The organism is Halorussus halophilus (assembly GCF_008831545.1).
Classification (GTDB): domain Archaea; phylum Halobacteriota; class Halobacteria; order Halobacteriales; family Haladaptataceae; genus Halorussus; species Halorussus halophilus.
This window is the reverse complement of record NZ_CP044524.1, coordinates 463,055-487,501: the sequence shown is the minus strand read 5'-3', so window position 1 is coordinate 487,501 and position 24,447 is coordinate 463,055. Positions and strand designations below refer to the sequence as shown.

Annotated in this window: 24 protein-coding genes; 10 read left to right on the top strand and 14 right to left on the bottom strand. The window is 62.4% G+C overall.

The window, feature by feature from the left end; translation table 11 throughout:
- Positions 1 to 11: 11 nt before the first annotated feature.
- From F7R90_RS20395 to F7R90_RS20385, 3 genes are all read right to left on the bottom strand, one after another.
- Positions 12 to 1,613, bottom strand: coding sequence for an ABC1 kinase family protein (locus tag F7R90_RS20395; RefSeq protein WP_158059397.1), 1,602 nt, complete (start codon positions 1,611 to 1,613; stop codon positions 12 to 14).
- Positions 1,614 to 1,687: 74 nt separating this feature from the next.
- Positions 1,688 to 2,590 carry an ABC transporter ATP-binding protein gene (locus tag F7R90_RS20390; protein ID WP_158059396.1) on the bottom strand — a complete coding sequence of 301 codons (903 nt, stop codon included), beginning with the start codon at positions 2,588 to 2,590 and terminating at the stop codon, positions 1,688 to 1,690.
- A gap of 137 nt (positions 2,591 to 2,727) precedes the next feature.
- On the bottom strand, positions 2,728 to 3,672 hold the full coding sequence (locus F7R90_RS20385) for a M48 family metallopeptidase (RefSeq protein WP_225741347.1): 945 nt from the start codon (positions 3,670 to 3,672) through the stop codon (positions 2,728 to 2,730).
- Between the two features lie 102 nt (positions 3,673 to 3,774).
- Between F7R90_RS20385 and F7R90_RS22865 the strand changes: the two genes are divergently transcribed.
- Positions 3,775 to 4,119 (top strand): KTSC domain-containing protein, encoded by a 345-nt coding sequence (locus F7R90_RS22865; RefSeq protein ID WP_158059395.1) that lies wholly within the window; start codon positions 3,775 to 3,777, stop codon positions 4,117 to 4,119.
- Positions 4,120 to 4,132: 13 nt separating this feature from the next.
- Here F7R90_RS22865 and F7R90_RS20375 read toward each other — a convergent pair whose 3' ends face one another.
- Together F7R90_RS20375 and F7R90_RS22860 are read right to left on the bottom strand one after the other, a co-directional pair.
- Positions 4,133 to 4,360 (bottom strand): HalOD1 output domain-containing protein, encoded by a 228-nt coding sequence (locus F7R90_RS20375; RefSeq protein ID WP_225741346.1) that lies wholly within the window; start codon positions 4,358 to 4,360, stop codon positions 4,133 to 4,135.
- Positions 4,361 to 4,453: 93 nt separating this feature from the next.
- Complete coding sequence (locus F7R90_RS22860) at positions 4,454 to 4,930, bottom strand: thiamine-binding protein (protein WP_158059393.1); 477 nt, start codon at positions 4,928 to 4,930, stop codon at positions 4,454 to 4,456.
- Between the two features lie 164 nt (positions 4,931 to 5,094).
- Between F7R90_RS22860 and F7R90_RS22885 the strand changes: the two genes are divergently transcribed.
- The gene (locus tag F7R90_RS22885; RefSeq protein WP_394352026.1) at positions 5,095 to 5,316 is read left to right on the top strand and encodes a hypothetical protein; all 222 of its coding nucleotides are present in this window, start codon (positions 5,095 to 5,097) and stop codon (positions 5,314 to 5,316) included.
- A gap of 42 nt (positions 5,317 to 5,358) precedes the next feature.
- Here F7R90_RS22885 and hflX read toward each other — a convergent pair whose 3' ends face one another.
- Positions 5,359 to 6,660 (bottom strand): GTPase HflX, encoded by a 1,302-nt coding sequence (gene hflX, locus F7R90_RS20360; RefSeq protein ID WP_158059392.1) that lies wholly within the window; start codon positions 6,658 to 6,660, stop codon positions 5,359 to 5,361.
- A 368-nt stretch (positions 6,661 to 7,028) separates the two neighbouring features.
- Here hflX and F7R90_RS20355 point away from each other — a divergent pair, with 368 nt between their 5' ends.
- Positions 7,029 to 8,615 (top strand): acetolactate synthase large subunit, encoded by a 1,587-nt coding sequence (locus F7R90_RS20355; protein ID WP_158059391.1) that lies wholly within the window; start codon positions 7,029 to 7,031, stop codon positions 8,613 to 8,615.
- Positions 8,616 to 8,630: 15 nt separating this feature from the next.
- Here F7R90_RS20355 and F7R90_RS20350 read toward each other — a convergent pair whose 3' ends face one another.
- Positions 8,631 to 10,103 carry a hybrid sensor histidine kinase/response regulator gene (locus F7R90_RS20350; RefSeq protein ID WP_158059390.1) on the bottom strand — a complete coding sequence of 491 codons (1,473 nt, stop codon included), beginning with the start codon at positions 10,101 to 10,103 and terminating at the stop codon, positions 8,631 to 8,633.
- Between the two features lie 154 nt (positions 10,104 to 10,257).
- Here F7R90_RS20350 and F7R90_RS20345 point away from each other — a divergent pair, with 154 nt between their 5' ends.
- The gene (locus tag F7R90_RS20345) at positions 10,258 to 10,746 is read left to right on the top strand and encodes a DUF6884 domain-containing protein (protein ID WP_158059389.1); all 489 of its coding nucleotides are present in this window, start codon (positions 10,258 to 10,260) and stop codon (positions 10,744 to 10,746) included.
- Between the two features lie 16 nt (positions 10,747 to 10,762).
- Here the strand turns inward: F7R90_RS20345 and F7R90_RS20340 are convergent, their stop codons facing one another.
- The gene (locus F7R90_RS20340) at positions 10,763 to 12,166 is read right to left on the bottom strand and encodes an NAD-dependent succinate-semialdehyde dehydrogenase (RefSeq protein WP_158059388.1); all 1,404 of its coding nucleotides are present in this window, start codon (positions 12,164 to 12,166) and stop codon (positions 10,763 to 10,765) included.
- Between the two features lie 210 nt (positions 12,167 to 12,376).
- Between F7R90_RS20340 and F7R90_RS20335 the strand changes: the two genes are divergently transcribed.
- Both F7R90_RS20335 and F7R90_RS20330 read left to right on the top strand, forming a co-directional pair.
- Complete coding sequence (locus F7R90_RS20335) at positions 12,377 to 13,636, top strand: ABC transporter permease (protein WP_158059387.1); 1,260 nt, start codon at positions 12,377 to 12,379, stop codon at positions 13,634 to 13,636.
- 261 nt (positions 13,637 to 13,897) lie between these two features.
- Positions 13,898 to 15,679, top strand: coding sequence for an ArnT family glycosyltransferase (locus F7R90_RS20330; protein WP_192498483.1), 1,782 nt, complete (start codon positions 13,898 to 13,900; stop codon positions 15,677 to 15,679).
- 14 nt (positions 15,680 to 15,693) lie between these two features.
- On the opposite strand, the gene F7R90_RS20325 is transcribed toward F7R90_RS20330, so the two are convergent.
- The 3 genes from F7R90_RS20325 to F7R90_RS20315 form a co-directional block, all read right to left on the bottom strand.
- Complete coding sequence (locus F7R90_RS20325; RefSeq protein WP_158059386.1) at positions 15,694 to 16,860, bottom strand: tubulin/FtsZ family protein; 1,167 nt, start codon at positions 16,858 to 16,860, stop codon at positions 15,694 to 15,696.
- A 319-nt stretch (positions 16,861 to 17,179) separates the two neighbouring features.
- On the bottom strand, positions 17,180 to 17,410 hold the full coding sequence (locus F7R90_RS20320; RefSeq protein WP_158059385.1) for a SelT/SelW/SelH family protein: 231 nt from the start codon (positions 17,408 to 17,410) through the stop codon (positions 17,180 to 17,182).
- A gap of 30 nt (positions 17,411 to 17,440) precedes the next feature.
- Complete coding sequence (locus F7R90_RS20315; protein WP_158059384.1) at positions 17,441 to 17,980, bottom strand: Ntn hydrolase family protein; 540 nt, start codon at positions 17,978 to 17,980, stop codon at positions 17,441 to 17,443.
- Between the two features lie 108 nt (positions 17,981 to 18,088).
- On the opposite strand from F7R90_RS20315, the gene F7R90_RS20310 reads away from it, so the two are divergent.
- The 4 genes from F7R90_RS20310 to F7R90_RS20295 all read left to right on the top strand — a co-directional run bounded on the left by F7R90_RS20310 (position 18,089) and on the right by F7R90_RS20295 (position 21,516).
- Complete coding sequence (locus F7R90_RS20310) at positions 18,089 to 19,321, top strand: outer membrane protein assembly factor BamB family protein (protein ID WP_158059383.1); 1,233 nt, start codon at positions 18,089 to 18,091, stop codon at positions 19,319 to 19,321.
- A 122-nt stretch (positions 19,322 to 19,443) separates the two neighbouring features.
- Positions 19,444 to 20,454 carry a Gfo/Idh/MocA family protein gene (locus tag F7R90_RS20305; protein ID WP_158059382.1) on the top strand — a complete coding sequence of 337 codons (1,011 nt, stop codon included), beginning with the start codon at positions 19,444 to 19,446 and terminating at the stop codon, positions 20,452 to 20,454.
- A 114-nt stretch (positions 20,455 to 20,568) separates the two neighbouring features.
- Positions 20,569 to 20,973, top strand: a complete 405-nt coding sequence (locus F7R90_RS20300; protein WP_158059469.1) for a CBS domain-containing protein — start codon at positions 20,569 to 20,571, stop codon at positions 20,971 to 20,973.
- A gap of 42 nt (positions 20,974 to 21,015) precedes the next feature.
- Positions 21,016 to 21,516: a hypothetical protein gene (locus tag F7R90_RS20295; RefSeq protein ID WP_158059381.1), complete on the top strand. Its 501-nt coding sequence runs from the start codon at positions 21,016 to 21,018 to the stop codon at positions 21,514 to 21,516.
- A 12-nt stretch (positions 21,517 to 21,528) separates the two neighbouring features.
- On the opposite strand, the gene F7R90_RS20290 is transcribed toward F7R90_RS20295, so the two are convergent.
- Genes F7R90_RS20290 through F7R90_RS20280 form a run of 3 tightly spaced genes read right to left on the bottom strand, consistent with a single transcriptional unit; the run spans position 21,529 to position 24,241 of the window.
- Positions 21,529 to 23,244, bottom strand: a complete 1,716-nt coding sequence (locus tag F7R90_RS20290; protein ID WP_158059380.1) for an alkaline phosphatase family protein — start codon at positions 23,242 to 23,244, stop codon at positions 21,529 to 21,531.
- Positions 23,245 to 23,247: 3 nt separating this feature from the next.
- Complete coding sequence (locus tag F7R90_RS20285) at positions 23,248 to 23,469, bottom strand: hypothetical protein (RefSeq protein ID WP_158059379.1); 222 nt, start codon at positions 23,467 to 23,469, stop codon at positions 23,248 to 23,250.
- A gap of 1 nt (position 23,470) precedes the next feature.
- Positions 23,471 to 24,241, bottom strand: coding sequence for a glycosyltransferase family 2 protein (locus F7R90_RS20280; protein ID WP_158059378.1), 771 nt, complete (start codon positions 24,239 to 24,241; stop codon positions 23,471 to 23,473).
- Between the last annotated feature and the right edge of the window lie 206 nt (positions 24,242 to 24,447).

Sequence of the window (24,447 nt, the reverse complement as noted above, 5' to 3'; positions counted from 1 at the left end):
TATCCGGTTCGTTATCTCGCGGTACGCCTCGTCTTCAGAATGCTCTGGACGAACAGCACTGTCATCACCGCCGCGATGGTGAATCCGATGGCTCCGTACACCGGATTCTCGTAAATCAGAATCGAGGAGCCGATTACCCACGCCGCGGTGATGAGTGCGTACGCGAGCGTCCGACCGACGACGACGAGCGGTCGTTCTAACTCCAAGCCGGAGACGCTGAGGTCGCCGCGCAGTAGCAAGTCGAGAACGTCTTCCAGTTTCGACGGCAGTCGAACGGTCGATTGGAACGACGTTCTGGCGTCTCGGCGCGTCTCTTCGACCAGCGTCCCGACGCCCTGTCGCATGTAGCCGTGTTCGAGCAGAAATTCTCTGGCCGTCGTGACGATGTCGAACTCCGGGTCGAGGTCCCGGAGGACGCCCTCTCCAACAGTCGCCACGCGAATCACGAGCATGAGGTCGGGCGGAATCCGGAACGGGAACGCTCGGAGTACCGTCAGCACTTCGGCGAGTATCGCGCGCCAGTCCGAGACGCCACTGCCTTCCAAGTCTTCGAGGACGAGTTGCAGGACGTGGGCCATCGCTTGGCGGTCTACGTCCGGGTCGAGCGTCCCGAGCGCGACCAGCACGTCCATGATTCGGTTCACGTCGCGGGAGACGACGGCGAGGTAGAACTGGACGATTGACTCGCGCATCTCCGGCGTGAACCGCCCGGACATCCCGAAGTCGTAGAAGACGATTCGGCCTCGTTCGTCCACCCCGATGTTGCCGGGGTGTGGGTCCCCGTGGAAGACGCCGTGTACCATCCCCATCTCGAAGTAGGCGTTCGCCACGTCGTGAGCGACCTCCTTCGGGTCGAAGCCGCGCTCACGTAACCGCTCGACTGCGCTGAGTTTCGTGCTCCCGACGTACGTCATCGTCAGCACTCGCTCGGTGGAGCGTTCGGGGTACCACCGCGGAATCGTCACCGAGTCGTCGGCTTCGAAGTTCTGCCGTATCTCGTCCATCATGCGCCCCTCGCGCTCGAAGTCGAGTTCTTCCCGAATGACGCGCTCGAAGTCGTCGGCCAAGTTCCGGAGAGAGAACCGATGGCGCTCCGGCGCGAACGCGGTGATGAGCGGCAGGACGCGACGAATCACCCGTAGGTCCGTCTCGACGACTTCGACGATTCCCGGCCGCCGAATCTTCACTGCGACTCGTCTCCCTCCGTACCGAGCGGTGTGTACCTGCGCGAGCGACCCGCCCGCTATCGGTTCAGTGTCGAACTCCTCGTACACGTCGCTCACCTGCCCTCCGTCTGCCACGTCTTCGGAGAGTATCGGTTCCACCTCCTCGTACGCGCCGGGCGGCACGGCGTCCTGTAGCGTGCGAAACTCCTCGGCGTAGATCTTCGGCACGAGGTCGGGTCGCGTCGAGAGCACCTGCCCGATTTTGATGAACGTCGGTCCGAGTTCGAGCATCACGTCGCGCAGTTCGCTGGCGCGTTCGCGGCGTCGCTCGTCGCTGACTTCTCGTGAACGCCCGACGACGACGAACCGATGTCGGTCACGCGCGAAGGCGAGTAGAAACGGGAGGAACGCGAAGAGGACGCGACCGAACCTGACAGGGTACAGCATTCGCTGATACCCACTTCGGTACTACGCTCTGTTACAAATAGATAGGTCTCCGGGAGAGAAGCGACGGCGACCGCTCAGAGCGACCGCTTCGGGACGATTTCCGGGTCTGGCGTGTACTGTACGGCGGCGTCCACTTCGAACACGTCTGCGAGCAGTTCTTCGGTGACGACCTCTCGGGGCGGTCCCCAGTCGTACACCTCGCCGTCGTCCAGCGCGACGAGGTAGTCGGCGAACCGAGCGGCCTGCGCGATGTCGTGGAGGACGACACCGACGGTGACGCCCTTCTCTTCGTTGAGCGACCGGACGATCTCCATCACGCGAAGTTGGTGATGGAGGTCGAGGAACGTCGTCGGTTCGTCGAGCAGGAGCACGTCGGTCTCTTGGGCGAACACCATCGCAATCCACGCAAGTTGCTTCTGGCCGCCGCTGAGGCTGCCTAACGCTTGGTCGCGGATGTGGTCCACGCCAGCGAGTTCGATGGCGCGCTCGACTGCGTTTTGGTCCTGCTCGGTGACGGAATCGAAGAAACCGCGGTGCGGGTAGCGGCCGTGATACACGAGGTCTTCGACGGTGATGCTCTCGGGGGCGTCGTTCTCTTGGGAGAGCAGGCCGAGTTCGCGGGCCAACTCTTTGTCGCCGAACTGCTGAACCTCGCGGCCGTCGAGGACGACGGTGCCTGTGTCTGGGTCGTGGTGGTTCGAGAGCGTCTTCAGGATGGTACTCTTGCCCGACCCGTTCGGCCCCACGAGCGCGGTTATCTCGCCTTTCGGGAGGTCGATTCGGTCGCACTCGACGACGGGGTCCTCGGCGTCGTAGGAGATAGAGAGCGATTCGCCGTGGAGGGCGCTCTCGCGCGACCCGTCGGTCCTCGTCGTGAACTCACTTCCGAGAACGGGGTCCTCTCCGACTTCGCGTTCCACGTCCCGTTCAGTGGACACGGCACGAACACCTCCGAGTGCACCCGTGGCCCGCCGCATCGTCCGAACGTCGGGGTCCCGAAGACTGAGTCATACGCACGGTTTTAGGCCCACCTAACATTAATGTTTGGTGTTTCGGACCGCTGTCGAGCGGGTTTCGGTAGCGGAATCCCGGACTATCGACATTCGATTGTCGATTACCGAACCTCGATTGTCGTTGCGTTCGCCTCGGCGCGTTCGACCAACCGGCGAACGCGCTCGTCTGTCGCCGGATGCGTCGAGAGTATCTCGGTGAGCCATCCGTCTTCGTCGCCCCGGACGTACAGCGGCGTGAGCAACCCCAACCGCGGTTCGCTGGCGCGTTCTATCTTCCGCAGTGCGGAGGCGAGCGCTCGGGGTTTTCGAGTCACCGTCGCGGCCCGGTCGTCGGCCGCGAACTCGCGCTTTCGGGAGTGTGCGAGGACCAAGAGGGTCAGCAGACTCAGGACGGCCAGCGCGACTTGACTGGTCCGGCGACGAAACTCGCCGAACGCCGTGGTCGTCCACGCGCTCGAATCCCCGCGGAGCCACGCCTGCGTCCGCGTCGCTCCGACGACGACCACGACGAGTGGGAGCGTCACCACAACGACCACCCAGACGAGCGACTGGCCGAGACTGTACGCCAGCGTCTGGACGAGGCTGTCGTTACTTTCGAGGTGAGACAGTTCGTGGGCGAGTATCGTCTCCAGTTCGTCCGTTCCGAGCAGGCGAAACAGTCGCCGGTCGAGCAGTATCGAGCCGGTTCCGACGCCGCCGACAGCCATCGCGTTCGGGACGGGCATTCGCGCGACCAGTAGCGGCGGTCGCTCGACCCCCATTTCGGTGCAAAGGTTGTCGAGTCGCCGATGTAGCTCGGGCGCGCTCTGGCGCGGCACTGCTCTCGCGTCGAGACGAGAGACCAAGCGACTCGTGCCGACTCGATAGCTCGCGTAACTGAACGCCAGCGTCAGCACCGAACTGACCACGAGGAGGGTCAATAAGTCGCCACGGGCCTGCCAGAGACCGACCAGCCCCCACGCGAAGAAACTGGCCACGCCCGCGTACAGGACAAACGTCGCAAGACCGACGGCCGCCATCAGCACTCGCACTCCGAGACGACGCATACGTCGAGTACGGACGCGCGGGAGAAACGATTGTCGGCGTCGGGACTGTCGTCCCAACTGGCCGGCCGATGCTTTGAGAGGGAGGGTCGTCGTGGTCCCGGCATGAAAGCACTCACGGCGAGCGGCGAGCGAATCGAGTGCGACGAAGTCGAGGAGGGTCGCCACGGCGTCGTCTGCTACTTCGACGGCCGAATCGTCGGCTACGTGCCCTACGACCAGTTGACCTGCGTGACCGAGCGTCGGACACCCGTCGCGTCGAGCAGTATCCAGAGCGTCGGCTACGACCGCGAGGAGGAGACTCTCGAAATAGCGTTCCACAGCGGCGGCGTCTACCAGTACTTCGACGTGCCACAGGAGACGTATCAACAACTCCTGCACGCGCGCTCGCAGGGGTCGTACTTCCACGACAACCTCCGCGGGCAGTACGACTATCGGCGGCTTCGCTGACTGCGGAAAGCTCTCAGCGAGAGACTTCGACGTAGCCGTCGGAGTGAACGACGACTTCGATTCCCGTGTACGTGAACGAGACCGTCGCGTCCGCTGATAGCGACCCGACGAGTGAGTCGAGTGCGTCGGTGTCGAGGGTCGTCCCTAGCGGCGTGTCGAGTTCTGTCGGCTCTACGCCGTGGGCCGCTGCGACCTGTTCGACGACAGTCGCCGAGACGGACCACTGGTCTTTTGGGGCCACACTACCACACACGAAGGCGTGTTTCTGACCTGCCGATATAAGATTCACGAAGGCGGCGGACGACGACTCTGTCGGATTTCATATCCGCGTCGTTCAGCGCGACCCTCCCACTCGGAGGTATCGTGATTCGGTCTGTCCGCCGAACTGACCACCACTCCATCCCGCATCGGTCTGCGTCGGTGCGGGTCGTATCCGGGGTGCGTGATATCGTTCCGGACGGCTTGAGGCAGTTTCTCGACGACGGTTCTCGAAACGCACCGACCGCTCTCGGCGCGGTGGGCGACCGAGTCGCCGTTCGACTGCGGCCACGCGGTCCTCGCCCCGTTGGCTTCGGCCGCGTTGGTCGTCTAGCTCTAGGGACGTGATGACCCGTCCGTCCGAGACTGCGCGGTGAGCGGCCGCTGCCGCTCTGAATACTTCGTCCGGGTTGTCGGCTTCGATAACGGTGTCGGTGGCCGTCGTCTCGTAGCTCACGTCGAACAGTTCGAGTGCGTCTACCGCTCGGGCGACGCCGTCGGACATCCCCCGTTCGCGCGTCGGAATCACTTCGAGGCGTGCAGTAACTGTCATCCTTTCTCGGGGTCCGTACACCGACCGCCGACAAAGGCGTTTTTTCGAGACTCCGACAGTCAACGCACGGACAACTACGCTCCCGCCGAGAATCTTAGTAGCACTCGGCGCGTAGTAGTAGAGTCATGACTCGATGGACGAACACGCGACAACGGAGCAGTACCATGTCCAGAGGCGGCGGACGGGCGCGCCGACTGCGGCAACTCGAATTGCGGGTTGCGCGTCTCGAAGAAGAGGTGCAGTGGCTTCGGCGGGCCGTCGAAGCGAACGGCGAATCGCTCGGTACGCTCGCCGTCGGCCCGTGCCCGAAGTGTGAATCTGGTGTCCTCGTACGCCACGACGACGACCTGCACTGTACTGTCTGTGGCTATACGCGGTACCTCTGACGGAGCACTCTCGGTTCCCGACGTATCGTTCACACTACGTTGTCAGCGAGCCTCTGGCGCGAGTGCGTCTGCTTTCGCTCGCGCTCGCTCGACCACCGACGGGTGACCGTCGAATTCGATTCGGACTTCGTCGTCGCCGTACGTCACGTCTTCGACGCGGGCGCGGTCGTAGAGCCACGAGACGAGACTCATCGCTTCGTCGTCGTTCGGCAGTCTGAGGTCGGCGTGGTGCAGGTCGGGGAGTGCGGCCGCGACGCGCTCGCAGAGCGCGCCGAGATTTTCGTCTTCGGTCGCGCTGATTGCCACGGGGTCGGGCGCGAGGTCGGCGATGGCGTCGGTTCGGGCGGCCAGTTCCGACTCGCTCAATAGGTCGGCTTTGTTGAGAGCGACGACGAGGGACTCGGTGTCCTCGACGAGTTTCAAACTAGCCAGCAACTTTCGGCGTAGTTCCTCGTGGTCGTCGCTCGCGTCGGCGACCAGTACGACGCAGTCGGCGTCTTGGGTCTCCGAGAGCGTCCCGTGGAACGACTCGACCATCTCGTGTGGCAGGTCGTCCACGAACCCGACGGTGTCCGTGGCGAGCGTTCGTCTGCCGTCGATAGTCGCCCGTCGGGTCGTCGTGTCGAGCGTCTTGAACAGTCGGTCCTCTATTTCGGCCGTTCCGTCGAAGTCCTCGTGGTCGGATGCCTCCTCTTCGTCGAGGTCGAGGTCGTCCGCGAGACGGTGCAGGAGCGTCGATTTTCCGGCGTTGGTGTAGCCCACCAGCGCGACGAACTCGAAGCCCTCCTCGCGTCTCCGTTCCCGTCGTGCCGCGGTGTCGTCGGCGAGGTCGGAGAGTTTGGTGTCGAGCGCGTCGATTCGTTGCTCGATATCTCTCACTCGCTGGCCACCTTTCTCGTCGTGGGCCAAGTCCTCGCCGTCGATTTCCGCGGTTATCTCCCGGCGAACGCGCGGCAGGTCGTATTCGAGGCGGGTGCGCTCGACCTGTAGTTTCGCGCGCTTCGTCCCGGCCTGTCGCTCGAAGATGTCGAGGACCAATCGGTAGCGGTCGAGTATCTCGGTGCCGTCTGGAAGCAGGTCCCCCAAGTCGAAGAGTTGTCCGGGGTCAAGTTCGTTGTCGATGATGACTGTCTTCGTACCCGTCTCGGCGACTACCTCGGCCAACTCTTCGGCTTTCCCTCGGCCGAGGTCGTACGTCCGGTCCTCGCGTCGCGTCTGGGTCACCTCTGCTCGGATTTCGTACCCTGCGGCTTCTGCGAGGGCACGAATCTCCGCTGTGTCGGCCTGTCCGGAATCGACTCGCTTGGCGACGATAGCGCCTGAATTTGCGTCTGTAGATTGCATGATGTACTATCGTGTCGTGTGTCTACACGTCGCTACCCCGACGAAATCGCTACTGGCTACTGAGGCGGCGAATCGAACCGGACGTGTCCGCAGAGTAATCGCAGGGTGGAACTATCGAACCGCGTCGATAGCACCTTCTCGGCCCTCACCGCCGATGGCACTACGAACTACTGCGACTCGCGGCCGCGAACGAACCCGGTCACTGGACGAGGAAAGAGGTCTCCATAGGCCGTGACAAACTCTTGTTCGGTATTTGTTATAAATGTTCGGACGGTGGCTCGCATCACCAATCGACTGTCGTAGCTATTTACGTCAACGTAAACGCCCACCGCCACCCGAACTATGTGACTCGACGTTGCATCTCCGCCATGAACACCGCGGAAGTACTCGTCGAGAGCATGGAGCGGGAAGGGGTGGAGTATATCTTCGGACTGCCCGGAGAGGAGAACGAGGCGTTGCTGTTCGCGCTCGAAGATTCGAAAATCGAGTTCGTTCCCGTTCGTCACGAACAGGGGGGTGCGTTCATGGCCGACGTGTACGGCCGACTTACGGGGGACGCTGGGGTCTGTCTCTCGACGCTCGGGCCGGGCGCGACGAATCTCCTGACCGGCGTCGCCGACGCGAACCTCGACAAGGCACCGCTGGTCGCCCTCTCCGGACAGGGTGGTCTCGAACGACTCCACAAGGAGAGCCACCAAGCGCTCGACGTGGTGGAGATGTTCGCCCCCGTCACGAAGTGGAACACCCAGATTTCGGACCCCGACATCGTCCACGAGTCGGTTCGGAAGGCGTTCAAAGTTGCCGAGTACGAGAAACCCGGCGCGACGCACCTCGAACTTCCGGAAGACGTGGCGGGCGAAGCGAGCGACGTGCGACCGCTCGAACAGCGCGAGAAGGTGCGGCGACCCGAACCGGACCGAAAATCGCTCGACCGAGTCCGAGAGTTGTTGGCCGATGCCGAACGGCCAATCGTCATCGCTGGCAACGGTGCGGTTCGAACCGACGCCGCCGAGGAACTACGAGCGTTCGTCTCGGACTACGACCTCCCCGTCGCGGCGACGTACATGGGTAAGGGCGCGGTTTCGGACGACGACGCCCACTCACTGCTGACCCTCGACTCCGGCGAACATCAGGAAGCCTCCGACGCCATCGAGATGGCGGACCTCGTCCTCACGGTCGGCTACGACATCGCCGAACACGACCCGGAGGGGTGGAACTCCGGAACTGACACCATAGTCGTCCACGTCGATAGCCAACCCGCAGAAGTGTACGAACACTACAATCCGGACGTAGAAATCGTCAGCGACATCGCATCCGCGATTCGAGAACTGAACGCCTGCTGTGGCGAAATTGACGCGTCGTTCGAGACCGATTGGTACGACGACCTGCGCGAGCACATCGTCGCGGACGTGACGCCCGACCACGAGGAGGGCGAGCCGTTCACGACTGCGAAGGTACTGCCCGTGCTCCGCGAGGTGATGAACGCCGATGACGTGTTGCTCTCGGACGTGGGCACGCACAAGATGATACTCGCCCAAAACTTCCCGACGTACGAACCGAACACCTGCATCATCTCGAACGGACTCGCTTCGATGGGTATCTCGGTGCCAGGTGGCCTCGCCGCGGACCTCGCAGTGGAGAGCAACGTCGTCGCCGCGACTGGCGACGGCGGCTTTCTGATGAACGCCGCGGAGATCGAGACGGCGACCCGAGTGGGCTGTGGCTACACTATCTTGCTGTTCCGCGACGACGAGTACAGGCTCATCACCGAGAAACAGGAGGAACACCGGAGGAGCCACTTCGGCACGGAGTTTTCGAATCCCGACTTCCAGTTGTTCGCCGAGAGCTTCGGCATAGCTGCGTATCGCCCGGAAAGTTGGTCGGAGCTAGCGGAGGATTTGGAAGAGGCTATTTCGAGCGACGAGATGGCGCTGGTGGAAGTCGTCTTGGAGTGAGCGAGACTCGCTTCGTTAGCTCGGCGGGGACGCCTCCGGCAGACGAATCCGCACGACGGTACCAGTGGGTTGGTTTGTTGCAAACGTCAGGTCGCCGCCGAGCGATTCGACGCCCCACTTCATCACCCAGAGACCCAACCCAGACCCGTGGGAGAGACTGGTCGTCTCCTCGGGCGTGTCCAGCGCGTCGATTTCCATCTGTGGAATTCCCGGTCCGTCGTCGGCGACTTCGACGAGAACGTCGTCAGTTCCTAGCGCTTCTCGCACCGTAACTTCGATTCGGGGGACGGCCGAATGGTTGTGTACGACGGCGTTGTCGAGCGTGTGCTGCAAGACGAACTGGAGTTCCTTCGTCGCGTGGACCCACGCGTCGTTCGGTTGCTCGACGGTGATTTCGGCTTCGGGATACTTCTCTCGAATCCTCTCGACGCTCGCTTCGATGAGGGTCGAAACGTCGAATGGCCGTCTGTTCGCTGGCTCTATTTCGATGAGCGCCTCGATTTGAGAGGTCGAATCGCTCAGCGACGCGACGTCCGTCGCAATCGACTCGATGGTCTCGGCTTCCGCTCGGAGGTCGTCGTCTTCGACTTCTTTCGAAATCTCGTCGGCGTACCCCATTATCACGTTCATATCGTTGCGGAGGTTGTGCCGGAGGACGCGATTGAGGATGCGGAGGCGGCGTTTGCTCATCTTCCAGTCGGTCACGTCCATGACGAACCCCTCCAAGACGGTCGATTCGTCGGGACGAGAGACGAGTTCTCCCTGTTCCCAGACCCACTTCAGTTCGTCGTCAGCAGTCCGGATTCGATAGTCCACTTGGAACGACGTGCCGTCTTCGAGGGCTTTCTCGACGGTCTGCCACACGGCTTCGCGGTCGTCGGGGTGAGTGATGTCGTCGCCGAACGACACGCCACCGTCGGTCAACTGTTCGGGGTCGTACCCCGTGAGTTCTCGACAGCCCTCGCTGACGAACTCCATCGGCCAGTCTCTCTCGTTCCGACAGCGATAGGCCAACCCCGGCAGATTGGAGAGCAGCGTCTCGAACTGCCGCCTGTTCTCTCGAAGTTCCCGTTTCGTCCGATACTCGCCGACGAGGCTTCGAATCCGACTCTGCAAGCGGTCGAATTGGGCTGTCTCGCCCTCTTTCTGCAACCAGTCGTTCGCACCGCCGAGAATCGCCTCGCTGGCCAGGTGTTCGTCGTCCTCGCCGGTGAAGAAGATGAACGGGAGGTCGGGGTAGTCGCGTCGAACAACTTCGAGGAAATCGAGCGGGTCTTCGTCTCGGAGTTCGGTGTCGCTGACCACGCAGTCGATAGGTTCGGTATCGAGGCAGTCGAGTGCTGTTTGGACTCGTGACTTCGTCGTCACCTCGACTGTGTCGAGGTTCTGTTCGAGGAGGTTTTCGGCATCTGTCGCCGTGCCGTCGCCGTGTTCGACGTGGAGAACTCGGATACTGTCTTCGCTGTGACTGCCCGTCGAAAAATCCATGTCACTTACGAGTACTTCTACAGATGCGCATCTACCTAATAAATATTCCTCCGAATTTCACGTAGTAAACAACCTATCGGATATTATTTCGACAGCTTTCAGGGGTGCCCCCGTCACCTAAACATCTAAGTACTCCCTCTGACACGCTCGACTCGTGACGACGCTCGCACTCGTTCACGGCAACGGGAGACAGCAGGACGAGCGATTACCGGCGCGCGAGCAGTACATCTCCAGTTACTTCGGCCTCAAGGCCGAGTACGCCGAAACCATTTGCGACGAGTGGGTCGTCCTCTCTGAGAAACACGGACTCCTCTCACCGACGGACGAAATTGCACCGTACGACGCGTCGCTCGACGACTACGATGCCCGCGAGCGGAGCGCGTGGGTTACGGACTTGACTGCGTCGGCGATGCGATTCGTTTCCGAAGACGGTCTCACCTCCCGGTTCGACGAAGTCGTCGCGCTCACGAGTTCGCGCTACGTCGAACTGCTGAGTCCGTTGTGGACCCATCTGCGGTCGGTCGGAGTCGAGGTGCAGGCCCCACTCGCCGAACAGGGCGGCATCGCCACCCAACAGGGGTGGCTCCGCGAACGCATAGACTGCGAGGAGACGAAGCAACCGGACAGCGAGCAGACGGCCTGAACGCAGAGGGAGCGTCCTACTCGATGCTCAGGTCCACGTCCTCCCCGCCAGCGTTCGCTTCCTGCACCCAGACGGTCTTCTTGTTGACGAACTCCTGAATGCCGTGCTTAGCCAGTTCTCGGCCGTATCCCGAGTCTTTCACGCCACCGAAGGGGAGTCTGGGGTCGGACTTGACGAGTTCGTTGACGAACGTACAGCCAGCCTTGATTTCGTGGGCGACGCGCTCGCCGCGCTCTAGGTCCTTCGACCAGACCGACGCCCCGAGTCCGAGGTTCGTGTCGTTCGCCAGTTCGATGGCCTCCTGTTCGTCCTCGACTTCGAAGACGGCCGCGGCGGGGCCGAACACTTCTTCGGCGGCGGCAGGCGAGTCTCGTGGCACGTCGGTCAACACCGTCGGCGGATAGTAGAACCCGTCTCTGTCCAGCGGTTCGCCGCCGACTTCGAGGGTCGCGCCCGCCTCGACGCTCTCTTGGACCTGCTCGTGGAAGTCGGCCATCAGGTCTTCGCGGGCCTGTGGGCCGACGTCCGTCTCTTCTTCCATCGGGTCGCCGACGGTCAGCGACTCCATCTCGTCGGTGAACTTGTCGAGCCACTCGTCGTACACGTCGGTGTGGACGATGAACCGTTTTGCCGCGATGCAGGATTGCCCGGAGTTGATTGTTCTGGCGCGCACACCGGTCTTCGCCGCCGCTTCTACGTCGGCGTCGTCCAGCACGACGAAGGGGTCGCTCCCGCCCAGTTCGAGAACGGTCTTCTTGAGTTGCTGGCCCGCGCTCTCGGCGACTGCACGCCCCGCGCGCTCGCTCCCGGTGAGGGTGACGGCCGCGATGCGGTCGTCGGTGAGTACGTCGTCCATCTCGTCAGAGCCGACGAGCAACGACTGGAAGACGCCTTCCGGGTAGCCCGCCTCCTCGAACACCTCCTGAATCGCCCGCGAGCACCCGGGGACGTTCGACGCGTGCTTGAGCAGGCCGACGTTGCCAGCCGTGAGATGCGGTGCGGCGAATCGGAACACCTGCCAGAACGGGAAGTTCCACGGCATGACCGCCAGAATCGGCCCCATCGGTTCGTAGGAGACGTACGTCTTCGCGTACTCCTCCCCGCCGAGATGCTCGTCCTGTAGATGTTCGGCCGCGTTCTCGGCGTAGTAGTCACAGACCCACGCACACTTCTCGACTTCGGAGACGGCCGATTCGACGGGTTTACCCATCTCCTCGGTCATCAGTTCGGCGTACTCTCGCTTGTTCTCACGAAGCACCGCGCCCGCGTCTGCGAGGAGTGTTTGGCGCTTCTGAATGCGGACCTCTTTCCACTCCTCGAACACCTCGGTCGCGCGGTCCAGCGCGTCCGCTACGTCTTGCTCGGTGTCGGATCCGATAGATTCGAGCGACTCGCCCGTTGAGGGATTCGTGCGCTCCATAGCGGGACACTCCGACCGCCAGCGGGTTGTACCTTCGGGCGGGAGCGAATTCTCCCCGTGGTTTCTCTCTGCTTAACTGGCGTGTGCAACCGTTACCGGCACGTAACGCGACGTTTCGGCTCAAGGGCTTTTGCCGGTGGGACCTGTAACGACGCGTACGGGACGTCACGGATTGGGACACAGACGGGGGTTCCGGTAGGGGGAGACACGATGAACGTCTTAGAGACTGCACGAATCAGTTGGCGCAACATTCGGGAACACAAACTCCGCTCGACGCTGACGACGCTCGGGGTCATCATCGGCGTCGCGGCGGTCATCACGTTCGTCACGCTGGGGACGAGCCTCCAGCAAGACATCATCAGCACAGTCGCGGGTGGCAACGCCGCGACGATGTACGTCACCGCGCAAGCTCCGGGCGACAGTCGCGTGCCCGCGCTCGGCGGTGGCGGCCAGACGGTGTTCACGGAGTACGACGTGAGCAACATCCGAGAGTTGGACGGCGTCGAAGTAGCGGTTCCCGAGAGCGGCATCGCTGCGACTTCGGTATCACACAACAACACGTCCGTCGCGCGCCAGTGGATAACCGTCACGTCGCCAGACTACTTCCGCGTCCGGAATCTGACGTTCCTCTCGGGCGGGCCGTTTCAGAGTGGACAACGCGAAGTCGTGTTGAACCGCCCCGCTGCGCGGATGTTCAGCGGGAGCAACGTTAGCGTCGGCGAGAACATCACGTTCACTCGCGCGGCAGGGGGCACCGCGAACGCGACGGTAGTCGGAATCGTCGAATCGCAAGGCTCCGAGAGCGTCCTCGGGTTCAGCCAAGGACCGCAACCGCGCATCTACGCACCCACCAATCCGTACTACCTGCGGACGACGTTCAGTCCGAGCCTCAACACTCGCATGCCAGTGTTCGGACGGATTCTCGTCGTCGCCGAGTCGCCGGGGCAAGTGGACGCCGTTCAGGGCCGGGTGTACAACTACCTCGGCGAACGCTCTGATGCTCGCCAGATAAAGAGTCAGGGCTACGAGTTCCGCGTGACCACCCAAGACCAGATAATCGGGCAGGTCAAACAACTCACGAGTACGTTCACCGCGTACATCACGGGTATCGCGGTCATTTCGCTCATCGTCGGGTCTATCGGCATCGCCAACATCATGTTGGTGTCGGTCACCGAGCGCACCCGCGAAATCGGCATCATGAAAGCCGTCGGCGCACAGAGCCGCGACGTCCTCCAACTGTTCCTCTTCGAAGCGGTCATGCTCGGCGTGTTGGGGTCGATTCTCGGGGCGGTCATCGGGATGGTTGGCGGCTTCGTCGGTGCCCAACTCATCGGCCTGCCGCTCGCGTTCCAACCGCAGTGGTTCGGGGCCGCAGTCGTCGTCGGTGTCGTCGTCGGCGTCCTCGCAGGCGTCTATCCAGCGTGGGACGCGGCCCACACGGACCCTATCGACGCCCTAAGATACGAATAGCCGCTGCTGACGCTCTCTACCGTCGAACGAACTTTCACCGATTTTACTTTCCTTATTTTTCTCGCGCCATCCGTTTCGTGCGTTTCAAACCGTTTCGAGTGAAACACAACATTGAAACAATTCCTACGGCCGTAACCATCATTTGCGGGAACATGGTACCACGTTTTGTTCGCATAGCCCCTGGATAACAAAGAGTCAGTCTGGTAAACGGTACATCGAGAACACGCGTCTAGCATCACGGCGCAACTCGAAGTTGCAACTATGTCGGGACAGAATCTATCACAAACGACGACGGTACAGGAGCGAGGGTACAAGCGAGAGCTCCTCTGGTTCGCGCCCGCTCTCCTTGCAGCCTGCTCTATCCTGTACGTGTATCTCCGGTCGCATCAGTATCCTTCGTTCGGAGCGGGTCTCTACCTGCTCATCGCGGAGCGAATTGTCGAGAACGGCTACGCCCTCCCGAAGACGATTCCACACTACACGGCAGAGGGAGTGCCGTTTTCCTACCCGCCGCTGATGTTCTACACCGTCGCGGTGATACGCGACCTCACTGGCATCGAAGGCATCACAATTGCACGCTATCTGCCGGGACTGGTGAGTATCGCGTATCTCGTACCGCTGTATCTGTTCGCTCGAGACTTCCTTCGGTCGCGCCCGCAGGCGTCGTTAGCGACGCTCATCGTCGCGGTCAGTCCGCCGCTCTTGCAGTGGCACATCTCCGCGGGTGGCATCGTCCGGGCCCCCGCGTTCCTGTTCTCTCTGTCGGGAATCTACGCCGGTCTTCGTCTCTACAGGGACAAAGACGCCCGGTGGGTCGTTCCGTCGCTGGCGTTGTTCACGCTGACTATCTTGACCCATCCGGTGTACACGGTGTTCTTCGCCACGAGCTACTTCCTCCTCTACTTGGAGCTAGACCGCTCGCTCTGGGGTCTCACCCGCGGGATGGTCGTCGGCTTCGGCGGTATCCTGTTGGCTTCGCCGTGGTGGCTACAGATAATCTCGATGCACGGCCCGGACGTGTTCCTCGGGGCCGCAGGCACGCACGGCGGAATCGGTGGAGGCTTCTTCGGCGCGGTGTCGGCAATCGGTCACGTCAGTCCGGACGCCGCATTCATCGGATCTCTCTGGCAGTTCCTGCCCGTCGTCGGCGCGTTATACCTGCTCGCCAAGCGGCGGTTCTTCCTCCCGGTGTGGTTCTTCGGCGTAGCAATCTTGTTGGGCAAGGCGCGATTCACGCTGCTCGTCGGGGCGCTTATCAGCGCAGTGTTCCTGCTCAACGTGGTCGCGGCGCGACTCCGCGACAGGGTCGGAGCCTCCGTCACTCGTCGGAGTGCCGTCACCGCGTGTATGGTACTCATCGCGATGGTCGGCCTCGCGGGCGGCGCGATGTACGCGACCAGCGGCGTAGACGCCCACGCTGGGAGTCCCTCGCTCCCGCAGTTCATGGACGAGGACGACGACGAAGCGATGCAGTGGGTCGAAACGCACACCAACAGCGAAGCGACGTTCGTCGTGCAAGGTGACGCCGCCGAGTGGTTCCCACAGCAGACCCATCGCACGATGCTGGTCGGGCCGTGGGGCGTCGAGTGGAAGGGCCAAGAACCGTACAACCACCACTTACAGCTCTTCCGGGACGTGTCGGCCTGCAACAGCGCACACTGCATGACGAACACGCTCTCCCAGAGCAACAAGCACCCCGACTACATCTACTTGCCGAAAGGCGAGTTCACCGTCCGCGGGATGCAACACCGCCGAACAAGCAAGTTGGCGATGTCGATGCACCTCTCGCCGAAGTATCAACTCGTCTTCGAGAACGACGGCGTCCTCATCTTCGAGATGATGGACGAGCAGGGCGAACGGGGCACGCAGTCGGCGCTGTCCGGTGAGAAACGCAGTTCGTCGGCCGACAACGAGCAGTTTACGGCCGAACTCGACCGTTACCCCAACGAGGAAGAACCCGAAGTCGAGACGATACCGCCCCGGGCCGCGAACGCTGACAAACCGGTGCCGGAACCTGCGAGCCCCGAGATGAACGTCTCGTAGGAAGAAGAGACTGCTCAGAACAGCGGGTCCAGTTCGCCGTCCTCGTCCTCGACGAGGTTGGCCGTCTGGCGCTCGCTCTCCGCGCGGGTGTCGGCGATGTTGTCTTGAGTCTCGACGGCCACGTTCTGCAACTCCTCGATTCGCGGTACGTCTGAGACGCCGGAGAGGAGCACCACGCCAGCGACGTGGTTGGCGTCACCGACCGGGTAGTCGCCGCCGCGAACTTCCATCGAGCCAGTTTCGTTCTCCAACCACTTTCGACCGCGCTCGATGCCCTTTCGGTTGAGGTACTTGGAGGGACCGCTGGCGACGAACAGCGACCGCTCGGCGCTCTCTATCTCTGCGGGGAGCGTCAGTCGGCCCAACGCCGCCTTCCGGACGAGACTCGTCAGTCGGTTCGTCGCGTGGGTCGGGTCTACTTCGTCGGTGCCGGTGAAACGCGAGAGGAGGCCGCTGTTCGGATTGTCGATTTCCTCTGCGGCGTAGCCGATAGTCGAGACCCCACCAGTTCCAAGCGTGTTGATGATTTCGCTGGAGTCCACGACGCTCTCGCCTACGTCGTCGCCGTAGCCAACTTCGCCTGCGCCGAAGAGGATGCCGAAGCGTCTGACGATTTCCTCGTTGATGCGGTCGTAGCCGACTTCGACCGACTCGCCGGACTGTCGCCACGCGTCGTTGTCGAAGACGAGCAAGTTGTCAACTTCTCGGGTGAACGTCTGGAACGAGCGGGCCGCGTTCAGCGTGTAGATACCGCCCTCCTCGCGGCCTGGCAGGATGCCTAGTCCGTACACCGGTTCGGTGTAGATGCGCTTGAGGTACTTGGTGAGGACCGGTGCGCCGCCCGACCCAGTCCCGCCGCCCATCCCAGCGACGACGAGAAACGCGTCCACGTCGTGTATCGGCACGTTGTCTACTGCACCCTGAATCTCGTCGATGTCCTCCTCGGCGATTTCAGCGCCGAGTTCGTTGTCGGCACCGACCCCGTGGCCTTTCACTCGGGACTGGCCGATGAGGACTTGATTCTCCTCTGGGATTCGTTCGAGACCCATCAGGTCGGCCTTCGCGGTGTTGACTGCCACCGCCGACCTGACCGTCTGACTGCCCGTCCGCTCGTCGTACTCGATGAACTTGTCTACTATCTTGCCGCCAGCCTGTCCGAACCCGACCATCGCCAACTTCATCGGCGTTCACCCCGCCGACTACCCCGACGCTCACTCCGCCACAGGCGGTGCCTGTCGAGTTCTCTGTCAGTACTTGAAACCGCGACCGCTTCCCCACGTTTGACACTACCCATTCCGTATCCCCGACAGTTCGGACCACCGCACTCCGTATAAAGCCCGAAGACGGTTTTCGACGCCTCGAAGCACGTCGCGGGCGTCAGGGCACGCGTAACGCGGTCCTGTAACTGGTCGGCCGCGAGGTGATGGAACGCTGTCGGAGTCGGTACCTGTTGTGCGGGTGCCTAACTACTGGGGTCGAGACTCAAGACGCAGTGCGACGTTAGACGTAATCGCCGATAGACTCGCTAATCGCGTCCTCGTCGTACTCGTCTTCCTCTTTGTCGAAGACCGCCTCGCCGTCTGCTCGGACCTCGAAGACGCCGCTGTCGCCAGTTACGAGCGCGACGGAGTCGAGTCGCTCGCCGTACTCCGACAGCAGCGCGCGTTGCAGATTCTGAGCGCGGTCGAGCATGCCACACGGGACGCAGTATTCGATTTCGACGGTCGTCATGCCCGCAGGGTAGGACCGTCGCAACTTAAATCAGGCCCCGTCGCCGCTCAGGCGGTACGTGTCGATGTCCGCTCCGGTCGCCGTGTCGCGGTCCGCCGCCGCTTCGATTGCGTCGCGTGCGAGTTCCTCCACGGCCGGAAGGTCGATATCGACGGTCGCACCGTCGAGGACCCCAAGCGCGAACTGGGCTCCAGAGCCGAACGCGACCGTCTCGTCGGTGAGGATGCCACCCTCGGCGTCGATAGCTCTGACTCGGGGCACGTCTCTGTTGTCGCGAGCGACCACGATTGCCTCGACGCCCTCTTCGCCTGCGATGTCTGCGGCGACGTTTGCGAACCGCATCACGTCCATCGGGTCGCCGCGTTCGGTCTCGTAGGTACGATTCTCGGATTCGAGACGGCGGCGGAACTCGTCGATGTCGCCCGACTCGCCGACTGCCGCCGCGCCCACGTCGCCGAAGTCGAAGACGTGACGTTTGTGCTTGCTCTCGACGGTGCCACCTTCGGCCAGTACTCGGTCACCTGCGAGTATCGCGCCGCCGCTGGCTTCGATCCCCACGATAGTTGCCATGCAGATGGTGACGACGGCTTGCGGGAAGTGCGTTGTTGCTGATTTAGAATGGTTTCGACTCCGCTTTCGATAAACGCCCTTTTGCCCACCCACTCCTAACTCCAACCGATGCGAACCCGGACCGTCGCCGTCCTCGCTTTCGTCCTCCTTGCACTCGGTGGCGTCGCCGCCTACGGTTTCGTCGGCACGACGGCGGGTGGCGAGTTGCGCGAACAGTGGGTCAGCGACACGGCCCGAGAGATGACCGGCAACCACCACGCCCCTGCCGTCGCGGAAATCGACGGCCAGCAGTTCGTCTTCGCGCCGGTGAGCGGCCCCGACGGCGCGGACAACTGCGGGCTGTACGCACTCTCCGGAGACGACGGTTCGACCGAGTGGGTGTACGAAGTTCCGCCGACGAACTGCACGATTCACTCCGTCGCGGACCCGACAGTCGCGGACTTCGACGGCGACGGAAGCCGAGAAGCGCTGGCCGCGACGACCGAACGAGTCGTCTTCGCCGCGAGCGCCGCCGACGGAACCGTCGAGTTCCGACACAATTTGAGTTCCTACGGCTACACCGAACCAGTGGTCGCCGACTTCGTGCCGGGCGGCGGCAAGGAAGTCGTCGTCGCGGACGTGCAGGGCACCCTCTTCGTCGTCCACGAAAACGGCACGACGGCGTGGTCGAAACAACTTGGGATGACGTGGGCGGCGCCCGAACTTTCGGACTTCGACGGCGACGGCACCGACGAGTTGGTCGTCGGCTCTGCACCCGGAACCGAGGGTACCGTGACGGTTCTGGAACCGAATGGGAGCGTGACGTGGCAGCGGACGGTAGCAGGCTCTGTCGGGTGGCTGGCGACCAGTGAGACCGACGGCCAGCACCGAATCGTCGCGGCGACGACTGACGGACGAGTCGCGGCCTACGCTGGCAACGGTACCCGGGTGTGGAACCACGAGTTCGGCAAGGCGGCCGCAGTTCACGCCATCGGCGACGGCGACGGTGACGGAACATCCGAAGTGTACGCCGTCGCAAAGGACGGGAAACTCCGAGCTATCGACACCGCGAGCGGGGCAATCGAGTGGACGACGACCCTGACGAACGCCGACGTAACCATGATGCCGCCGCCGACGCTCGCCGACGTAGACGGCGACGACTCGCCGGAACTCCTCGCACCGAGCAAGGACGGTATGGTCTCGGTCGTCGCACCCGAGTCGGGCGACGTACTGGCGACCTACGAGCGCGACGTGCCGATTTTCAAGTACCCCGCGGTGGCTGACTTGGACGGTGACGGCGACGACGAAGCACTGGTGATGTACGGCGACGGGCGCGTCGTGGCGCTCGACTATACTCAGTAACTCGCCGAGTCGCCGTCGCTCCTCGTTTCGCAGTGCTCCCCGTTTCGCAGTCGCTCCGTTACTCGCAATTATCTCCGGTCTCCGAACGACTCTTCAGTCACGCCGTAGTCGGAACGAAGTACATGTCTGTGCGTGACAAACTCAGAGTCGGCGTCATCGGTGGCGGCTACATCGGGACCACGGTCGGCGGCCTCTTCAATCAGGACCCGCGGGCGACAGTGACCGCGCTGGCAGACGTAGACCCCGAGACGCGGCGGAGTGCTGGCGAGCAACTGTACGTCGGTGACGGCTCACAGTACGACGACTTCCGTGCCATGCTTGACGCGGAGGACGTGGACGCTGTACTCATCGGCACGCCGCACACGCTCCACCACGAGCAGGTGACGGCGGCCCTCGACAGGGGACTCCACGTCCTCTGTGACAAGCCGCTGACGACCGACCTCGACCAAGCACAGGACCTCGCAGAGCGCGCTGAGTCCGGCGACGAGGTGCTGATGGTCGGCTACCAGCGTCACCTCAATCCCGCGTTTCAGACTGCCCGTGAGCGGTTCGAAGACGGTGGCGACCCGCAGTTCGTCAGCGCCGAGATTACCCAGAACTGGATTCGACGCTTCGAGAACACGTGGCGGACGAACCCCGACCTCTCAGGCGGGGGCAATCTCTACGACACCGGGAGCCACCTCATCGACGCCGTCTTGTGGACGACTGGCCTGACTCCGGCCTCGGTCTCCGCAGAGATGGAGTTCGCCGACGACGAGGCCCGAGTGGACGAACGAGCGATTCTGACAGTCGAGTTCGAGAACGGCGCACAGGGCACCATCTCGGTCCACAGCGACGCGCCCTGCGTTCGGGAACACATCCACATCTGGGACCACGACGGCGCGGTGTACTTGGAAGGTCGCCAGTGGGAGGAACGGGAGATGAAGGAGATAAATCCGGAGAGTACGACCGTGATTCCCTACATCGACCGGAGTGCCCAACGGAACAAGGCAGAGGTGTTCATAGACTGCGTCGAGCGCGGCGAGAAACCACCAGCCACGGCACGGGACGCCCTCGCTGTAACAGCCCTTACCGAGGCGGCGTACGAGTCGGCGCGAAGCGGGGAGACGGTGGACGTGGACGCGAACATATGAGACAGTTGGTAAAATAGCGAGCAGAGACCGACTACGGAGATACGTATTTTCTCCCGAGAGTTGCCGACACCTACATTCTCGCGCAACTTTTATATGTGCTGGGAGGTACCTTATATCATGGATATTTTTGTTGCCAGACTGATGTCCACGGACTTGCTAACCGTCTCCCCGGATACGTTGGTCGAAGACGCCGCCGGATTGATGCTCGACCACGGCGTCGGTTCTGTCGTCGTCATCGACGAGCGGAACCAACTCGAAGGCATCCTCACCTCCACGGACTTCGTGAAGATAGTCGCCGAGCAGAAGCCGAAAGACCAGACGCCAGTTTCGAAGTACATGAGTACGGACCTCGTGACGACGGCAGCGCAGGACGATATTCAGGACGTTGCGGACGCGATGATAGAACACGGCTTCCACCACATGCCGGTCGTGGACGAGACGGAAGGTGTCATCGGCATCATCACGACGACTGACTTGGCGGCGTACCTGTCCCACGAGGAAGCGCCGAGTCCGGCGTAGTCTGCCGTAGCTATTTACCGATTGTTCACGTTAGATTGCTTGATGAGTAAAGCAACGCTCGTCTTCGGCGGCCTCGGCGGTGGTCCAGCAGACGCGAACCGTGCGAAATTTTCCGACGACGAGCCGAGCTCGCAACCACCGCCCGAGTCGCTCCAGTTCGATACGGCGAGTGGCCACTGGGAGTTCCCGAGTCGCGCCGTTGACTGGGACGTCGCCGGACCGATGGACGAAACCCAGACCGCGGCGGTTCCGCGCGAGAGCGTCTACTCGGTCACCTACGAGCGCGAGACGCCGACTCTCGACTCCGGTGACACTGTAGACATCTACGCGACGCTCGCCTACGAAGCCCTCGCCGGTCAGTACAGCAGTATCAGTCGCGCCGACCACGAGTTTCTCGAACCGCCCCGGTACGACGACGACACGAACCACTGGCGAGTGGCATTTTCACCGATTCCCGAAGACGAAGACGACGAGCGACTCGTCTACGAGAAACAGATTCCCAAGGAGAGAGTCTGCTACGTCCGCGGTACGGACGAAGCGTAGTCCGGACTGGGCTCAGTCCGCCCCAATCCCGTCTACGACGCTCCGTACTGCGCGCTTCGCTTGGACTTTCCCGTCGAACCGACTGCGCTCTCCTTCCTTCTCGAACACGTCAGCGCGAATCTCGCCGTCCATCTCTTCCGGAACGGGCACGTCCAGCAAGGACATCGCCGTCGGCGCGAAGTCGGTGAGGTCCACGGTCATCCCCGAGTCGTTCTGTACCGGACCGCCCCACGCGTAGAAGATGCCGTGCATCTCGTTCATCGACGTGTGCGACCCGGTCTTCGGCGGGTCGGCGAAGACGCGCTTTGTCTTCATCGTCTGGGGGTACTGAATCTGGTAACCCGGCGCGGGCATGCAGACGAGGTCCGGGCGGGTGTCTGCGTACTGGTCGTCGTACACGTCCTCGCCGTACAGCACCGAGTCGATGACTCGGTCGCCGCGCTCTGGATGCTCGATGGCCAGTAGTTCGTCGCGCAGTCGCTCGCGAATCTCGTCGTACTGGTGGTCGGGAATCGCACCCTCGCGGTGGTCCCTCGTGTTCAGATAGATTTGGCCACCGCTGGCGACCGTGAACGCGGCGGTCTTCGACCAGTCGATGTCCTTCCGGGAGATAGTCAGGAGTTCCGCGAGGTCCGGGCCGGGGGTGTCGTCGCCGTTCGTCCGTGCCACGCCCATCTTCAGCTTCGAGAAGAGGTTGAGTTCGCTGGCGACTCGCTCGACGGCGTCGTAGACGTAGTTGTAGCCGAACTGCTTCAGACGGGTCCACGGCCGCGATTTTAGATCGAGGTAGCCCGCGTTGTAGAGCCACGAGTTCAGGTTGATAGTCTGGTACACCGGGCCGTGGCCGTGGTCGGAGATGACCATCAGGGTGTCCTCGTCGTCCATCCGGTCCATCACCCACCCGAGTAGTTCGTCGTACAGTTCCAGCAGTTGGAGCGGTTTGTCCTCGTACTTCGCCGCGACTCGCGGGTCGTGCTTCGGGTGCGTGCCGTCGAGGACGTGCCCCAAGACGTGGAGGATGTTGTCCGGTCCGGAGAAGACCAGCGAGTAGTAGTCGCAGGGGTACTCTTCGAAGAGTAGTTTCGCGACCTCGATGCGCTTCTTCTCGATTTCGAAGAAGTTGTCGAGCAGGCCCCGTAGGTTCTCTTCGTTGCTGCCGTCGTCGTAGCCCTCGTAGGGGTCCACGTCGTACTCGCCGACGCGCGACTCGATGTCTTCGCGCAATTGGTCTGGGAACGCGTAGTCGCCCGTGGAGGGCGTCGTGATGTTGTCCGAGATGTGGAAGCCCTCGGTCCGACACGGCGGGTAGCCCGGCATGACGTTCATCACGCCAGAGCGTTTGCCTTCGGCGTCCAAATACTCCCAGACTGGGACGGACTTCTCGCGGAGGGTGTCGGCGTTCACGAAGTTCGTGCCGTACTCGCCCGCCTCTTTCAGCATGAAGTTGTAGATGCCGTGATTGCCGGGATTGCGCCCCGTAGCGAAGGAACTCCACGCGATCATCGAGAGCGGCGGCACCGTAGAACGCGTGGTGCCATCGGCACCCTCCGCGCGCATTCGCTCGAAGTTCGGCAGTCGCCCGGCGTCGATACCTCTATCGACAAGTTCGGGTGGCACGCCGTCGAGTCCGAGGATGATTACGTCGCCGTTCGCCTCGGTACCGTGACCGTCCGCCTCGGCCCGTTCCACTGTGGTACTTTCGCTGTCGCTCGTGGGTTCCTCGTCCATGGATTACTTTTCGAGGTAGCCCAGTTGTTCGAGGCGGTCTTCGACCACGTCGTCTTCGGCGCGGTCGGTGGACGTTCCGCCCGACCCGCCGTCGCCGCGTTCCAACTGCTTCGCAGTTTCTTCGAGGACGTACCGGGCGAGCGCCTCTCCATCTTCGAAGCCGTCGAGGTCGGTCGCTAGGTTGTCGTATCGGTCGCGGATTTCGGTCGGTAGTTGTAGCGTCATGTTATCGACTTTCCTTGGTGAACTGCGCGAACGGTCGTCGTCGTTTGGCGAGTCGTGCGAGAAAGACCAGCACAGCTAAGCCGTGCTTAACGGGGTTGTACGTCTGGCCTTCGAGGTCGGTGTAGCGGGCTTTGATGGCACGTTCGGTGATAGTCAGTCCTTCAGTCGTCGCAGAATCTATCATCTCACATTCGACGCCCATTCCGTCGGTCGTGATGGAGAGTCGCTCTACCGCTTCGGGAGAGAACGCACGGAACCCGCTCTGGGTGTCGGTGAGGTCTGCTCCCGTCACTTTGGACGTGGAGTAGTCGAGAATCACCTGCCCGATTCGCCGGTAGAACGGCGTCTCGTCGGTGTCGTCGGGGTCGAGATACCGACTACCGATGACGACGTCGGCCTCCTCGGCGACGACTGGCTCCGCGAGCGTCGGAATGTCCGCGGGCGCGTGTTGTCCGTCCGCGTCGATGAGTACGAGCGCCTCACACTCCTGTTCGACTGCGTAGTCGAACAGCGTCCGCACCGCAGCGCCTTTGCCGCGGTTTCGTTCGTGTTGGAGGACGGTGACGTCGGCTTGTTCGAGGATGTCGGCCGTTCGGTCAGTGCTGCCGTCGTCTACGACGACTACCTCCTCGGCGTACCGCTTGACCCCGAGGACGGTGCTTCCGATGCCGTTTTCCTCGTTGTACGCGGGGATGCCGACGACCACCCCGTCGAGGACCGCCTCAGTGGCGGTATCGGCCGACGTCCCACCCTCCGCAACCTGAAAGCTCATGATTCCGTCGGGTTATTGGTTCGTTGCTACCCACCTTTGTTCTCCCTCGCTTATACGCGAAGCAGGGCCTTCCGTCGAAGTATAGGCAACCTGTACGGCGATGATTGCGATTACGACAGAGTAGGTTAAATGTATAGAGGGGTACAGAACAACGAACTGCAACGCCGGAATACCGCGAACAGAGGGAACGTGATGCGGGGTTTTCT

Excerpts from the sequence above, each read along its gene's own strand:
- F7R90_RS20355 (WP_158059391.1), top strand. The coding sequence starts at position 7,029 with ATGAACACCGCGGAAGTACTCGTCGAGAGCATGGAGCGGGAAGGGGTG.
- F7R90_RS22865 (WP_158059395.1), top strand. The coding sequence starts at position 3,775 with ATGAAAGCACTCACGGCGAGCGGCGAGCGAATCGAGTGCGACGAAGTC.
- F7R90_RS20340 (WP_158059388.1), bottom strand. The coding sequence starts at position 12,166 with ATGGAGCGCACGAATCCCTCAACGGGCGAGTCGCTCGAATCTATCGGA.
- F7R90_RS20290 (WP_158059380.1), bottom strand. The coding sequence starts at position 23,244 with ATGGACGAGGAACCCACGAGCGACAGCGAAAGTACCACAGTGGAACGG.
- F7R90_RS20320 (WP_158059385.1), bottom strand. The coding sequence starts at position 17,410 with ATGACGACCGTCGAAATCGAATACTGCGTCCCGTGTGGCATGCTCGAC.
- F7R90_RS20385 (WP_225741347.1), bottom strand. The coding sequence starts at position 3,672 with ATGCGTCGTCTCGGAGTGCGAGTGCTGATGGCGGCCGTCGGTCTTGCG.
- F7R90_RS20350 (WP_158059390.1), bottom strand. The coding sequence starts at position 10,103 with ATGGATTTTTCGACGGGCAGTCACAGCGAAGACAGTATCCGAGTTCTC.
- F7R90_RS20325 (WP_158059386.1), bottom strand. The coding sequence starts at position 16,860 with ATGAAGTTGGCGATGGTCGGGTTCGGACAGGCTGGCGGCAAGATAGTA.
- F7R90_RS20310 (WP_158059383.1), top strand. The coding sequence starts at position 18,089 with ATGCGAACCCGGACCGTCGCCGTCCTCGCTTTCGTCCTCCTTGCACTC.
- F7R90_RS20295 (WP_158059381.1), top strand. The coding sequence starts at position 21,016 with ATGAGTAAAGCAACGCTCGTCTTCGGCGGCCTCGGCGGTGGTCCAGCA.
- F7R90_RS20330 (WP_192498483.1), top strand. The coding sequence starts at position 13,898 with ATGTCGGGACAGAATCTATCACAAACGACGACGGTACAGGAGCGAGGG.
- F7R90_RS20305 (WP_158059382.1), top strand. The coding sequence starts at position 19,444 with ATGTCTGTGCGTGACAAACTCAGAGTCGGCGTCATCGGTGGCGGCTAC.
- F7R90_RS20285 (WP_158059379.1), bottom strand. The coding sequence starts at position 23,469 with ATGACGCTACAACTACCGACCGAAATCCGCGACCGATACGACAACCTA.
- hflX (WP_158059392.1), bottom strand. The coding sequence starts at position 6,660 with ATGCAATCTACAGACGCAAATTCAGGCGCTATCGTCGCCAAGCGAGTC.
- F7R90_RS20335 (WP_158059387.1), top strand. The coding sequence starts at position 12,377 with ATGAACGTCTTAGAGACTGCACGAATCAGTTGGCGCAACATTCGGGAA.
- F7R90_RS20315 (WP_158059384.1), bottom strand. The coding sequence starts at position 17,980 with ATGGCAACTATCGTGGGGATCGAAGCCAGCGGCGGCGCGATACTCGCA.
- F7R90_RS20395 (WP_158059397.1), bottom strand. The coding sequence starts at position 1,613 with ATGCTGTACCCTGTCAGGTTCGGTCGCGTCCTCTTCGCGTTCCTCCCG.
- F7R90_RS20280 (WP_158059378.1), bottom strand. The coding sequence starts at position 24,241 with ATGAGCTTTCAGGTTGCGGAGGGTGGGACGTCGGCCGATACCGCCACT.
- F7R90_RS20390 (WP_158059396.1), bottom strand. The coding sequence starts at position 2,590 with ATGCGGCGGGCCACGGGTGCACTCGGAGGTGTTCGTGCCGTGTCCACT.
- F7R90_RS22885 (WP_394352026.1), top strand. The coding sequence starts at position 5,095 with ATGTCCAGAGGCGGCGGACGGGCGCGCCGACTGCGGCAACTCGAATTG.
- F7R90_RS22860 (WP_158059393.1), bottom strand. The coding sequence starts at position 4,930 with ATGACAGTTACTGCACGCCTCGAAGTGATTCCGACGCGCGAACGGGGG.